The sequence below is a fragment of the Acinetobacter sp. S-1 genome (genome assembly GCF_059579785.1).
Map to the genome: position 1 here is coordinate 2263707 of NZ_CM184207.1, position 12957 is coordinate 2276663.

General features: G+C 37.5%; 14 protein-coding genes. 5 read left to right on the top strand and 9 right to left on the bottom strand.

From position 1 onward, the window contains the following. The first annotated feature begins 47 nt into the window (after nucleotides 1–47). Together AC52J8_RS10845 and surA1 are read left to right on the top strand one after the other, a co-directional pair. The gene (locus AC52J8_RS10845) at nucleotides 48–275 is read left to right on the top strand and encodes a hypothetical protein (RefSeq protein ID WP_016141364.1); all 228 of its coding nucleotides are present in this window, start codon (nucleotides 48–50) and stop codon (nucleotides 273–275) included. Nucleotides 276–390: 115 nt separating this feature from the next. After that, nucleotides 391–708, top strand: coding sequence for a surface antigen protein 1 (surA1, locus tag AC52J8_RS10850; RefSeq protein WP_000132045.1), 318 nt, complete (start codon nucleotides 391–393; stop codon nucleotides 706–708). 84 nt (nucleotides 709–792) lie between these two features. Here the strand turns inward: surA1 and AC52J8_RS10855 are convergent, their stop codons facing one another. From AC52J8_RS10855 to AC52J8_RS10865, 3 genes are all read right to left on the bottom strand, one after another. Continuing rightward, nucleotides 793–1014 (bottom strand): hypothetical protein, encoded by a 222-nt coding sequence (locus AC52J8_RS10855; RefSeq protein WP_002114549.1) that lies wholly within the window; start codon nucleotides 1012–1014, stop codon nucleotides 793–795. A 95-nt stretch (nucleotides 1015–1109) separates the two neighbouring features. Beyond that, nucleotides 1110–1538 carry a hypothetical protein gene (locus AC52J8_RS10860; RefSeq protein WP_086399315.1) on the bottom strand — a complete coding sequence of 143 codons (429 nt, stop codon included), beginning with the start codon at nucleotides 1536–1538 and terminating at the stop codon, nucleotides 1110–1112. A 266-nt stretch (nucleotides 1539–1804) separates the two neighbouring features. Beyond that, nucleotides 1805–1951, bottom strand: a complete 147-nt coding sequence (locus AC52J8_RS10865; protein WP_002114459.1) for a hypothetical protein — start codon at nucleotides 1949–1951, stop codon at nucleotides 1805–1807. A gap of 905 nt (nucleotides 1952–2856) precedes the next feature. Here AC52J8_RS10865 and AC52J8_RS10870 point away from each other — a divergent pair. Continuing rightward, the gene (locus tag AC52J8_RS10870; protein WP_078220641.1) at nucleotides 2857–3159 is read left to right on the top strand and encodes a hypothetical protein; all 303 of its coding nucleotides are present in this window, start codon (nucleotides 2857–2859) and stop codon (nucleotides 3157–3159) included. On the opposite strand, the gene AC52J8_RS10875 is transcribed toward AC52J8_RS10870, so the two are convergent. Then, the gene (locus AC52J8_RS10875; protein WP_086399314.1) at nucleotides 3152–4057 is read right to left on the bottom strand and encodes a LysR family transcriptional regulator; all 906 of its coding nucleotides are present in this window, start codon (nucleotides 4055–4057) and stop codon (nucleotides 3152–3154) included. The genes AC52J8_RS10870 and AC52J8_RS10875 overlap by 8 nt on opposite strands. A 111-nt stretch (nucleotides 4058–4168) precedes the next feature. On the opposite strand from AC52J8_RS10875, the gene AC52J8_RS10880 reads away from it, so the two are divergent. After that, entirely contained in the window at nucleotides 4169–5407 is a 1239-nt protein-coding gene (locus tag AC52J8_RS10880; RefSeq protein WP_086399313.1) for an SGNH/GDSL hydrolase family protein, read from the top strand. A gap of 47 nt (nucleotides 5408–5454) precedes the next feature. Here AC52J8_RS10880 and AC52J8_RS10885 read toward each other — a convergent pair whose 3' ends face one another. The 5 genes from AC52J8_RS10885 to AC52J8_RS10905 all read right to left on the bottom strand — a co-directional run bounded on the left by AC52J8_RS10885 (nucleotide 5455) and on the right by AC52J8_RS10905 (nucleotide 11638). Further along, a complete protein-coding gene (locus AC52J8_RS10885) occupies nucleotides 5455–6810 on the bottom strand; it encodes an MFS transporter (protein WP_086611326.1) in 1356 nt (451 codons plus the stop codon). Between the two features lie 100 nt (nucleotides 6811–6910). Beyond that, the gene (locus AC52J8_RS10890) at nucleotides 6911–8194 is read right to left on the bottom strand and encodes a DcaP family trimeric outer membrane transporter (RefSeq protein ID WP_496538916.1); all 1284 of its coding nucleotides are present in this window, start codon (nucleotides 8192–8194) and stop codon (nucleotides 6911–6913) included. 276 nt (nucleotides 8195–8470) lie between these two features. Then, nucleotides 8471–9142: a class I SAM-dependent methyltransferase gene (locus tag AC52J8_RS10895; protein WP_069030717.1), complete on the bottom strand. Its 672-nt coding sequence runs from the start codon at nucleotides 9140–9142 to the stop codon at nucleotides 8471–8473. 73 nt (nucleotides 9143–9215) lie between these two features. After that, entirely contained in the window at nucleotides 9216–10910 is a 1695-nt protein-coding gene (locus AC52J8_RS10900; RefSeq protein WP_075382743.1) for an AMP-binding protein, read from the bottom strand. 110 nt (nucleotides 10911–11020) lie between these two features. Then, nucleotides 11021–11638: a TetR/AcrR family transcriptional regulator gene (locus AC52J8_RS10905; RefSeq protein ID WP_002114305.1), complete on the bottom strand. Its 618-nt coding sequence runs from the start codon at nucleotides 11636–11638 to the stop codon at nucleotides 11021–11023. Between the two features lie 144 nt (nucleotides 11639–11782). Between AC52J8_RS10905 and AC52J8_RS10910 the strand changes: the two genes are divergently transcribed. Further along, a complete protein-coding gene (locus tag AC52J8_RS10910; RefSeq protein ID WP_029424157.1) occupies nucleotides 11783–12955 on the top strand; it encodes an isovaleryl-CoA dehydrogenase in 1173 nt (390 codons plus the stop codon). Nucleotides 12956–12957: the final 2 nt, after the last annotated feature.

Below are 12957 nucleotides of genomic sequence, written 5' to 3' on the forward strand. Positions count from 1 at the left end.
AGCTCTCAGATAAAACACACATCATAAATGATATGAGGTAATTAAAGATGAGCACTACTAATAATCAAAGCAATCAACGCGATAATCAACAGCAACAACAACAGCAAAACGACAACCGTAACAACCAGCAGCAACAAGGCAACCAACAGCAAAACGATCAACAGCAACAAAACAATCAGCAACAACAGCAAAATGACAACCGCCGTCAACAACAAGGTTCGAATCAAAAAGATTCAGGCCAACAAAACTCAAATAACAACAATCAGCAACGCTAATCCGTTGCTGACTTAAATGTCATTTGATGCGGTCATTCATTTTATTTAGGAAGGTGCCCTCACCTTCCTAAATTTAACATAAGCATAAAATTAAATAAGAGATGAGGAAAAACTGATGACAGATCAAAATACAGACCATGCTCAACTAGTAGCTGGCGACCATAATTATTCTGACTCTCGCTGGCGAGAAAGTTATCTTACTCGACCTTATTATCAAGAAGCTCAATTAACTACGCCAGATCTGGATTATGATCGTGATTTTTCTGCTGCTTATGAACTAGGTCACCGTGCCCGTTCAGAATCTAAAGAAGGAACTCAGTTTGAAGATATGGAAGGTAGCTTGCAACAAAAGTGGGAAGAACTCAAAGCTGAATCCCGATTAAAATGGGAACATGCAAAACAAGCCATTAAAGATGCATGGGATGACATGTAACATCCTTAATTGGTCCAAAGCATATAGCTTATTTCCTATTGGCCCTGGGAAATAAGCTTTTTTATTATTTGAAATATTTATAAATTAGAAAAACGGCGGCATATTAAAATTATTACTAAGATATTGATTGGCTTGGTGCGGATCATCAAAAATTTCTTTTTTAAATTGTACATCTGGCGTTGTAGATAGTGTATGTGTTGGCTTGATCGTAACTTCTACGACATATCTGTTTTGTTCTTGCTTAGCTTTTACACCATAAATTTCAGAATCATTAATGCAAGTTCCATCAGTAAAATATACAAACATACCGCCACCTTATTTCTTGACTGAAGTTACTGGTTTTTCCCATTTATTTAACGCAAAAGCCTAACAATAGACTTGAGCCATACGTAAACAAAATATCAGTTTTGGTTTTTCTTAAAATATTCAATAATTTCTTCTCCGTTATTCACGGGAGTCTCTTGAGCAGGATATGTTTCTTCATAAGCATATGCAGGCAATGCAACTTTATCGCGAATTGGAGGTAACTTTTCTTGGCCACCTGTAGTAATACGCTCAATAAAACCTGCAAGCCATAACACAAATTCTTGCGTATTTTTACTCTTCGGAATAATACTTAAATCCAATTTAATTTTAGATTCCTGAAGAGGCTTAATCAGCAATTCAGCGAAATCAATATAATTGTATAAAAGTTTAAGCTTTGTCCCCTTAATCTCATGTCTGAGCTCAATCATTAAATTGTTAAGATCTTCCATAGGGTCATCTGTAAACCCCTTTTTTTCCTTAACATTTTGATAGATTTTCTCAGCTATTCTTAAGTACTGGGGCATATCCTTACCTTTAAAAAATTGTATTCACTAAAATGAATTTTGGATGAATATAAGTAATTTCTTGTGTTTATTTTATTAATTTTTTGAAACTATAATTTACTGGCGCAACAATTCAATAACAACAAATTGATGTAAAGACTATAACAGACTAATTTATTGATTAATTTTATATTTTTATATAATTGCTTTTTTTATTATGTTACATATTTTATAGAAAATAACGATAAGAAAACTCACTTAAAAGTGAGTTTTCTTAAACAAAAGAATTATGAATTTTTATCCATTTGTTGAGTAGTTGCTGGATCATTAGAGCCATGTGTTCCATCATCATCTGTTGAGTTTCGATCTTGGCATGCACTCATACCCATTGCGATTGCAACTACCATACTCACTGCACAAAAAATTCTTAACATTGAGGTCACCCTTATAAATCTTAAGATGTAGGCTTATGAATAACATTATCTTATGTTGGCCTACCGCTGTGGTTCTCTTAAGTTTTGTAGGTTGTGCAAGCTTTTGTAAAAATCTAAATAATATAAATGTTAAAAAATTACTTTTCTTGCAATTGATATTTTAATTAAAATTTGGCAACGGCTATTTATTTAATTACATGATATTCATAAAATCAAAATTTCCCGCTCTTTTTTAACTTATGTTGAAATAAGTCATTACTTGCAAACACTATATAAATAAACAATTAATAAATATTTGATATATAAACATTAAAAATTATTTTTTAACCTCTATTGAACCATTATTCAATATTTTCAATTCTAAATAACTCATTATTTTATTAATGAAAATTTAAAAATATTAATATTTGTTTATATAAACCAATCTTTTATTTTTGCAATTGACCCGCTTTAAGGCTCAGCTTATGATGCTCCGGCTGACCTATTTTGTCAGTCGGTTTTAGCAGACCGTCTACCTAAGCGCACTAAAAACAAGTTTTTTGGTGTGTAGCCCCTCGTGCCTTTGACGGAGGAACGGGAGTGGGACACCTTCGGGTGTGCTGGTTTCTTAGGTATCAGTCTGCTAACCCTCTTTCGTTTCACCACCATAATTAATAGCAGTGATTGGGCGCAACTTCTTTCATCAAGGAGTCTCTAATGACTATTATTTTATATCGTGTTTTTTCTTCTACTCTTCATCACGTTATCGACTTCACTGAAACTATTTTTAAGAAAATATCCTACAGTTATATGTTTCTGCCTTCCTATCTTTTCAGAGTAAATATTTTCATATTTAACGCTCGATAAAGACTAGAAAATTTCTATAAACATGACTTAACGATAACAACAACCAATGAAGAGCAATAATGATGTTTTTTTTATATCGTATTGTTTTAATCTGCACCCTATTAATAAGTTCTATAAGTTTATTAGGTTGCAGGTCTATCAGTAAAAATGAATTTAATACACATTGTGTTTGGGCAGGTCGTGCACTTTCACAATGCAACTGTATTTATAACTCTTTAGAAAAACATTATTCGCCGCAGTTTGTAGAGAACTTACCCAAAGTAAGCTTACAAAATATTAATGCGAATATGCACTTTGTGGAAACTATGAATGAAACTATGCACCAATGTCAGTTAAGCGCAAGAAAAGACCCCATTAACTAACTTTTGCATGCTCTACCAAGAAATCTAAAAAAGCCCTTACGCGCTTAGGGACATATTTATCATGTCCTATCCAAACAGCATGAAATTCTTCTGAAGCCTTGATATTCCAGTCTTCAAGGATTTTGACCAACTGTTTTTGTTCTAAAGCTTTTTTGACTTGGAACTGGTTAAGCTGTGCAATACCAGCACCTGCAAGCGCTAACTGTAAGATGGCTTCTCCATGATTTACTCTTAAAACCTTAGTGGGAGCAAGTGTGATTTCTTGATCGTCTTTTTTAAAAAGCCACGTTTTATTTTGACGTTGGTAACTTACGTCTAAAAGTTGATGTTCGTATAACTGTTCTGGGTGTTGCGGATAACCATTCTTTTCAATATAGGTAGGTGAACATACATAATGTTTCTGAGTGCGTCCGAGTGAGCGAGCAACCAAATTTGAGCTTTTCAAAGGTCCCGTGCGAATTGCGATATCAATTCTTTGCTCAACTAAATTAATGACTTCATCACTCAAATGAGCCTCTAATTCAATTTGTGGATAGCACTCGTTAAATAGAGAAATACAAGGTAATAAAAAGTGTGTCCAATATGAAAGACTGGTATGAATTCTAATTCGCCCTTGCGGCATGTGATTTACAGTAACAGATTGTTCTAGTTCATCTAAGTTATTGAGTATGTGACTACCTTGCTCATAAAATTGACATCCTTCACTGGTGAGTTGGAACTGACGTGTTGAGCGATTAAGCAACCTAACGCCAAGTCTTTTTTCCAACCGAGAAATTAACTTACTCACCGCAGACGGCGTCATGTCGCAAGCTCTTGCGACTGCTGAAAAGCTTCCTAACTCGACCACTCGAATAAAAATTGCTAACTCCCCAGACCGATTAATATCAAAATATGACATAACAAAATCTATTTATGAATTTCATTCACAAATCTTATTCCGCTTATGTCGCTATAACAAGCCAGCAATTTGTTTCAAGATAACTTTAATTCGTTTTAAAGAGTTTACGAGATGAAACTTTATCAACCCACCCTATTCTCTCTTGTTTTATTTACGAGCTTTGCACAAGCAGAAGTACAAAAGAGCGAATGGATTACCACTTGGGCAGCTAGTCCACAAAAAGTCTGGAATAAAGATTTCGTTTTCCCGACCAATATTCCCAATCAAATATCGAATCAGACCATCAAACAAATTAGTCAAATTAGTTTAGGTGGTGAAGCGGTTAGGCTCGTTTTTACAAATCAATATGGGGATCAACCGCTTTATATTGATAAAACGACTGTGGGGCTAATCAAAGGACAAAGTCTTAAATCAAAGAGTGCTTATCCAGTTTATTTCTCTGGAAAGCTTAAAGCAAAAATTTTACCAGGCAAACAACTGATAAGTGATCCAATCCCGCTTCCTGTTCCAGATCATGCACAGTTAATGGTAAATACCTTTATTCAAAAGCCCACTACATTTAAAACTTTTCATTGGGATGCGAAACAAACTAGTTGGCTCATTACGGGCAACCAGACTGCGAACCTAAATACGCCTAGCAGTGCCAAAACCACCACTGCGCGATTATTATTATCGGCTATCGAAGTAAAACCAAAGCGTAAAGCACATGTTGTTGCAGTCATTGGAGACTCCATTACCGATGGAGCAACTGCAACTTTAGACGCAAATGCAAGATGGACCGACTTTTTAGCTAAGCGCTTATCACCACATCAAGTCGCGGTCATTAATAGTGGAATTTCAGGAAATCGACTACTCACAGACGGTATGGGTGACAGTGCTTTAGAGCGCTTGGAAAAAGAAGTATTTCAATATTCAGGTGTGAAAACATTAATTATTCTGGTGGGTATTAATGATATTTCATGGCCTGGTACTGCTTTTGCACCTAAACAACAAATACCGACTTTTGAAGCACTCACTCAAGGTTATAAAGGTGTTGTAGATGAAGCACATCGCCAAGGTATTCAAGTGATTGGAGCAACCTTATTACCATTTTCGGGAGCTTTACCCAATACACCGTTAGATAACTACTATCAACCCAATAAAGATGAATTACGCCAGCGCATTAATCACTGGATGAGAACCAACCATACATTTGATGGAGTACTTGATCTTGAGCAAGGTTTAAAAGATTCAAAACATTCCGATCGATTAAATCCAATTTATGATTCAGGAGATCATTTACATCCGAATGACCGTGGTAATCAACAAATGGCAAATCTGGTTGATGTAAACCAGTTACTCCATAATTAATGTCTAGATACAGGTAGGAATTTGCTCCCTACCTGTATCCATATGGATTAATTCCCCTCTAACTCGACATTAAGTTTTGGTGTAATAGGCTGTTTTTCAGCGGCATATCGTCTTAAAACCATGACGGCGAAAAGCGCTAAAATTGCAGGAATTGCGATCATCACAAAATTCATTTTATGTGGTAATTCCAACCCTAATAATAGGCCCGTTAAGATAGGTCCAACAATAGCCCCAATTCGACCTACACCAGAAGCACAACCAATTCCAGTAGAGCGCACACTTAGTGGATAATATTGTGCAACGTAACTATACAGAAGAATTGAAGTACCAATCGTTGCTGCTCCTGCCACAGTCACCAAACCATATAAAACATAGGCTGGTGACTTAAAACCTAAACCGACTAAAGCAACAACACCCGCCAGTAGCATTCCCATAATTACAGGTTTTAAATGGAATTTATCAGACAAAATACCGCCACCGATTGAACCGATCATTGCGCCAACATTTAGAGCAAGCAAGAACAAAATACTCTTTCCAAGTGAATAACCTGCTGCCAGCATGAGTTTTGGTAACCAGCTACTTAAGGCATACACCATGAGTAAGCACATAAAGAACACGAGCCAAAACATGAGTGTATTGAAAGCACGGCCTTGTTGAAATAATCCCTTTACAGAACTACCTGTTGGAACATTATCTTCATTAAGCACTAATTGCGTATTGATCGTTAGGTTTTGTTCAGGCGAAATTTTTTGAATAATGCGCTGTGCTTGCTCAGTCTTACCCGTCTTAACTAAAAAGGTTAAAGACTCAGGTAAAAACTTCCAAATGACAGGTAATAAAAATAATGGAATACCGGCAATTAAAAACATAATTTGCCACCCCTGACTTTCAACCAAATAGCTACCGATCAATGCTGAAAGAATCCCCCCAATTGCATAACCACTAAACATACTCCCCACCAAAGTACTTCTTATACGTTTAGGCGCATATTCTGATGTAAGTGCAACTAAATTTGGCATAACCCCACCAATGCCTAATCCCGCCAAGAACCGAAGTACCCCAAACTCAAGTGGGCTTGATGCAAAAGCACCTAAAAAAGTAAAACCACTAAAAAAAGTCACACAGATTAAAATTACCTTTTTACGGCCTATTTTGTCTGCCAATGTTCCAAAAAACATTGCCCCAAACATCATTCCGCATAGTGCTGTACTTGCTAACATCCCCGCCTGTACAGCTGTTAACGACCACTCTTGCATTAGCAAAGGCAGTACCACGCCATAAATCACCAGATCATAACCATCAAAAATAATAATTAATAAACACCAAAGTAAAATACTCCAGTGAAAAGGGGTAAATCTGGCCTGATCAATAACTTCATTTACATTTAATTTAGATGTTGTCATTTACTCACCTCCTTTGTGAGATAAATTCATATTCAATTTTTTAAAACGACATACTGCACCCTAAAGAAAAAACAGATTATTCAAGGTTTTGTTGAATAAATTAAAAGTCATAACTCGCCATCATATTGAAGCGGTTATCAATCCCGTTACGTCCATCAAAAGTTTCTCGTTCGCCATACACATATTCGACGCCCATGGTAATTGGTTTGTATGGGTTATAAAGTGCATTCACCCAGCCCTGCCAAAGCTCTTTATTTTGGGTGGTGCTATTACGTTGTAATTCAGCAAAACGGTTATCATCTTTGGCTTTCATATAGCCATAAGCTAAGGTTGAACGAATTTGCGGTGTAAATTGATGAGTAATACCTAAAGAAACGGTGTCAAATTCATTGCTATGCATATTGTTTTGATCATCTATTGCATAGCCGCTGTTACTCCATAGTAGGAAACGCCCATCTCCTTTGACATGGTAATAATCGGCTTTGAGTAATGTATCGGGCGTAATTTGGTATTTACCGCCCAAGCCTACGCCCCAAGACATTTCTTCATCATTATTCGTTCTCTTTTCGGCAACAAAACTACGGCCCGACAACATCGAGCCATTGGCAAATTTATGATTTAAGCGCCCTACCAAGGCTGGTAAACGCATTTTATTGTCAGGATCTGAGGTCACAGTGTATTTTGGGTCTTCAACCGATATTGCAAAACTTGTATTTGCCGTTAAGTTATCGATATAGCGTACGAGCGGTGATCTTAATAATGCACTGCCTACAAATGTGCCCGCATCAATCGTTTCCGGATAATATTCGGGTGCAATAAATGTTGACCACGTTTGACCGATAAGCCATTTATCAAAAGTTAAATAAGCATGGCGTATCCGAAACTGATCACGAGTGGCTGCCCCAAAGAAGTCCATTTCTAACTTTCCGCCCACATCACCCGCGGCCGTCGGGGTTTTAAAATTCAACCCGAAACGTGTCACATTAACCGTACTGTGCAACTGGTCTTTTTGTGCAGATTCTTCCGGCGTGTTTTCAAGTGGAACACCGCTAATATTGTTATACATGGTAGATGCGCCCTTCATTTGATAAGAAGCATCTGCCCGTATATAACCATATAAGTTAAATTCTGCACCAGACTTGGTTAAACCTTGCTGTATTAGTGATACGGCTTGAGGAGTCGCTGAATTTGCTAGTTCCACTCGTCCTTGCGATAAAGATTTTTGCGCCTGCATATTGGCTTGTAACATAGCCCGAAGTTCTTTCACTTCTTGGCGAAGTTGTGCTATTTCAGGATCTGTTTGACCTGCCAAAGCGGAAGACATAAACAGGGTCACAGAAACAGCCAACAGGCTTTTTTGAACCGTTGTATTTAAAACTTTCATCATGAAATTTTCCTTTTGATCTTTAATTCGACTTAAAGATCTCGACATCCTTTTTGTTATGTACCTATCTAAAATAAGTGCTTAAAATTTGTCTTTCTTTCACAAGAAAAACCTTCGATCATATTTTTTAGACAAAACCTCCCTAAAGCGGCCTGAAAACCGCTTTTAATTTGTTTTAAGTAAAGCTAAATCTTCTAATTCTTTTCAGTTTTTATATTCTCTTCCTCATTGAGAATATGCAGGTTTTATATCCGTATTAATGCTTTCCCAAATCCATTATTTTTTTGCAATAAACCCTTGATACGTCAAAATTTGCGTATAAGGATGCACACTTTCAAAACCAGTTTTTTCTAAAAGTTTTATATATCCTTCAGTGGTTAGGCTAAAAAAGTCTTGCGCCATACGCTCTAACATTTTTTGACATTGTTCTTCTGTTAAGCCTTGTGCCAAACATAAATAACGTAAAGCTTGAAGATGTTGTGGATTTACACACGTCATTAAATCGTAGGTCAGCAAAATCGCTTTTTCTTTTAAGCGATCATAAATATCCTTAAAAAAAACAGGTTTTATGTCATCTGCAATAAAATGAGCCACGAGAATAGAAAGTGCAGCATCAAAGCAATTCTCAAGAGGTAAAACTGACGTTTCACCATGAACAAAGGTGACTTGAGAAGATTTATCTAAAAGTTCAACCTGTTCCTGAGCTTTTTGCAGCATAGTCAAAGATGGATCAACTGCTGTAAATTTCCAGTTTGGATGACGTTTAAGTAAATATTCGAGTTCATACCCCGTGCCACAACCCACAATTAAAATATGAGCATTTGGTGGTAACGCTGATTGCAAAATGGCATCCACCTGTTGATGGATCACTTCATAACCCGGAATTAATTTACGAATATGTTCGTCATATCCTTCGACTACCTTTGGGCTATTAAAGTCTTTTGCCATTTTGCTTATATCCTCTATTTAAGCTGCCTTTCAACTTATAGTTTGCTGTTCTTTGACCAAACTTTTAACCTCTTTAGTCAAAGACATTTCCAGTTAAGTTAAGTTCAGCTCGCATAATTTCCTGCAATTTAAACTTTTGCGCTTTGCCTGAAGCTGTCATTGGAAACTCATTAAAGAATCGGACATAGCGCGGCACTTTATTATGAGAAATATGCTCTTTGCAGAATTGGCGAATGCTGTCTTCATCAATTTGATGATGCTCATGCAAAATAATACAAGCACAGAGTTCTTCGCCATATCTGGCGTCTGGTAAGCCAATGACTTGGACATCACTTACATCGGGATGAGTGTATAAGAAGTCTTCAATTTCTTTTGGAAAGAGATTTTCCCCACCACGAATCACCACATCTTTAATACGGCCTTTGATTTTAATAAAACCGTCTTGATCCATTTCGGCAATATCACCTGTATGCATCCAACCAGCAGCATCAATGACTTCTTTGGTCTTTTCTTCTTCGCCCCAATAGCCAGCCATCACTGAATAACCGCGAACGCATAGCTCACCTAAAGTGCCTTGCGGAACAATCTGCCCTTCTAAATCGACAATTTTAATTTCAACATGCGGATGAACATGTCCAACTGTGCTTACTCGCTTATCAATCGAATCATTTACCGAACTTTGTACACTCACAGGCGAGGTTTCAGTCATACCATAACAAATCGTGATTTCAGACATATGCATTCGGTCTATAACACGTTGCATAATTTCACGTGGACAAGGACTACCTGCCATAATGCCTGTTCTTAAGCTCGACAAGTCAAACTCATTAAACTGTTCATGTTCTAAGGTGGCAATAAACATGGTTGGCACGCCATAAGCTGCCGTACAACGCTCTTGATGAATCGCTTTTAAAGTTTCTAAAGGATTAAATACAGCTGATGGATAGACCATGGTTGACCCATGTGTAACGCAGGCTAAATTCCCCATGACCATGCCAAAGCAATGAAACAACGGTACAGAAATACAGACTTTATCTTGAGGGGTCAAACGAATGCCTTCACCGACAAAATAGCCATTATTTAAAATATTATGGTGGGTCAACATGGTCCCTTTAGGGTTACCTGTTGTACCTGATGTAAATTGAATATTAATAGTTTCATCAAACTGAAGCTGCTTGGTTAATAGTTTTAATTGTTCTAGCTGTTCAGAAGTTGGTGTAGTGACTAAATCACTAAAGCGATGAATACCCGTATGTTGCTGGTCATCAATTTTAATGACAAATTTTAAATGTGGTAATCGTGCTGAACTGAGCACTTTGTCAGTACAGGTGGTTAACTCAGGGGCAATTTTTGTCAGTAATTCTTGATAATCAGTCGTTTTGAATTGAGAAGCAATAATCAATCCTTTGCATGAGACTTTATTCAACACATATTCAAGTTCATGGCTTTTATAAGCTGTATTGAGATTGACTAAAATAATCCCTGCTTTAAAAGCTGCAAATTGGGTTATCGTCCATTCCACACAATTAGGTGACCAGATCGCTAATCGATCTCCTTTTCTTAATCCCAATTTTAAAAGGCTACAAGCAAAAGCATTTACTTCATCTTGTAAAGCTTTATAGGTTAATCGTCTGTTTTGATGAAAACTAACGATTGCTTCCTTTTCAGCATATTGCCGACAGGCCTGATCAAATTGTTCACCAATGGTCATACCCAATAAGGGCTGTGTGCTTGGTCCCGAGGCGTAGCTTAACCGTTCTTGTTGCATTGAATCATTCTCCTTGATTCTTCTAATTCTCTTCTTACCTGATCTAATTGTTGTTACTGCAACTATTTTTCTAAACCGCCTTTTTTGTGTTGTTTTATCCTTTATATGCTCTATTTCCTCTGCACAGCATCTACACAAAAATCAGCAATCTGTTTTGAAAAATAGTCTTTATGCGCATGATCAAACTTTGTATTTTGAGCTGGGTCTAGAGGTTCAACTACCACATAGGTCATAGCACCGACAACACAGAGTGCTGCTGTATTTAAATCATCCAAGACAAACTCACCACTTGCATTTCCATCCGCAAGTATTTTTTTAATACTTTGCTTAATCAATTGCTTCACACGAAAACGCTCATGTTCAACCGTTGAATCGACGGGTTCAAACATGAGTGAATATGCAAGCTGAGGACTATTCAGTGCCCTTTTTACAAAGGTTGCCACAGCCTTATGCAATTTCTGCTTTGCCGATAAGTCACTTTCGGTAATCGAATCAATCACCAATAGCTCTGTATTAATGGCTTCGGACAAAACCTCAATCAGCACTTGGCTTTTATTGTCAAAGTAGCGATAAACCAGACCACTTGATACGCCCGCTTGCTCTGCAATTGTTTGTATTTGCGCGTCTTTGAACCCTCCCTCTGAAATTAACTTTCTGGCTGAACTCAAAATCGACTTACGATTTTGCTCCATCCGCTCTTGCATTAAAGATGATCGTTTATAGCTCATAATTTATTCTCTAACAAATAAAATGAATTGTAAATCATTTTATGAATCAGTATTCACTTTTTTAAAAAATCATTGTATGGTAATTATCAAATACCCACAAAATATTTTATGGACAACAAATATAACCAATAGGATGAAGATATCATGAACCTACGCAGCTTGAATTTCGGTCTAGATGAAACTTTAATTGCGCTTCAAGATTCAGTGGCAGCATTTTGTGCAAAGGAAATTGCACCAATTGCCCAACAAGTTGATCAAGACAACAAATTCCCTGCACATCTCTGGAAAAAATTCGGAGATATGGGCCTTTTAGGCATGACGGTTTCTGAAGAATATGGCGGTGCCAATATGGGTTATTTGGCTCATATTATTGCTATGCAAGAAATTTCCCGTGCTTCGGCAGCAATTGGTTTGTCATACGGTGCTCATTCTAATTTATGTGTAAACCAAATTAACCGTAACGGTAACGAGCAGCAAAAACAGAAATATTTACCAAAATTGATTTCCGGTGAATATGTGGGTGCCCTTGCGATGTCTGAACCGAATGCGGGTTCTGATGTTGTTAGCATGAAATTACGTGCTGAGCAAAAAGGTGATCACTTCGTTTTAAATGGTTCAAAAATGTGGATCACTAACGGCGGTGATGCAGATGTACTCGTGGTTTACGCTAAAACTGATCCGCAAGCTGGCGCGAAAGGCATGACAGCTTTTTTAATTGAAAAAGGCATGAAAGGCTTTAGTCACGGCAACCACTTAGACAAACTTGGTATGCGTGGCTCTAACACATACCCACTATTTTTTGACAATGTAGAAGTCCCTGCTGAAAACGTACTTGGTGGTGTCGGTAATGGTACAAAAGTACTGATGAGCGGCCTAGACTATGAACGTGCAGTTTTAAGTGCTGGACCTTTAGGCATTATGGATGCCTGTTTAGATGTGGTAATTCCATACTTGCACCAACGTGAACAGTTTGGTCAGGCTTTAGGTGAATTCCAGCTTATGCAAGGCAAGCTTGCCGATATGTATTCAACTTGGTTGGCATGTAAAGCTCTTGTATATGCTGTTGGTGCTGCTTGTGACAAAGCTGACCATGACCGCAGCCTACGCAAAGATGCTGCAAGTGCCATTTTATATTCTGCCGAAAAAGCAACATGGATGGCTGGTGAAGCAATCCAGAGTCTAGGTGGCAACGGTTACATCAATGAATTCCCTGCTGGCCGTTTATGGCGCGATGCAAAACTTTATGAAATTGGTGCAGGAACTTCTGAAATTCGCCGCATGCTGATTGGCCGCGAACTCTTCAATGAAACCAAATAATA

Coding starts and splice junctions, on each gene's coding strand:
- AC52J8_RS10845 (WP_016141364.1), top strand. CDS start 48: ATGAGCACTACTAATAATCAAAGCAATCAACGCGATAATCAACAGCAA.
- surA1 (WP_000132045.1), top strand. CDS start 391: ATGACAGATCAAAATACAGACCATGCTCAACTAGTAGCTGGCGACCAT.
- AC52J8_RS10855 (WP_002114549.1), bottom strand. CDS start 1,014: ATGTTTGTATATTTTACTGATGGAACTTGCATTAATGATTCTGAAATT.
- AC52J8_RS10860 (WP_086399315.1), bottom strand. CDS start 1,538: ATGCCCCAGTACTTAAGAATAGCTGAGAAAATCTATCAAAATGTTAAG.
- AC52J8_RS10865 (WP_002114459.1), bottom strand. CDS start 1,951: ATGTTAAGAATTTTTTGTGCAGTGAGTATGGTAGTTGCAATCGCAATG.
- AC52J8_RS10870 (WP_078220641.1), top strand. CDS start 2,857: ATGATGTTTTTTTTATATCGTATTGTTTTAATCTGCACCCTATTAATA.
- AC52J8_RS10875 (WP_086399314.1), bottom strand. CDS start 4,057: ATGTCATATTTTGATATTAATCGGTCTGGGGAGTTAGCAATTTTTATT.
- AC52J8_RS10880 (WP_086399313.1), top strand. CDS start 4,169: ATGAAACTTTATCAACCCACCCTATTCTCTCTTGTTTTATTTACGAGC.
- AC52J8_RS10885 (WP_086611326.1), bottom strand. CDS start 6,810: ATGACAACATCTAAATTAAATGTAAATGAAGTTATTGATCAGGCCAGA.
- AC52J8_RS10890 (WP_496538916.1), bottom strand. CDS start 8,194: ATGAAAGTTTTAAATACAACGGTTCAAAAAAGCCTGTTGGCTGTTTCT.
- AC52J8_RS10895 (WP_069030717.1), bottom strand. CDS start 9,142: ATGGCAAAAGACTTTAATAGCCCAAAGGTAGTCGAAGGATATGACGAA.
- AC52J8_RS10900 (WP_075382743.1), bottom strand. CDS start 10,910: ATGCAACAAGAACGGTTAAGCTACGCCTCGGGACCAAGCACACAGCCC.
- AC52J8_RS10905 (WP_002114305.1), bottom strand. CDS start 11,638: ATGAGCTATAAACGATCATCTTTAATGCAAGAGCGGATGGAGCAAAAT.
- AC52J8_RS10910 (WP_029424157.1), top strand. CDS start 11,783: ATGAACCTACGCAGCTTGAATTTCGGTCTAGATGAAACTTTAATTGCG.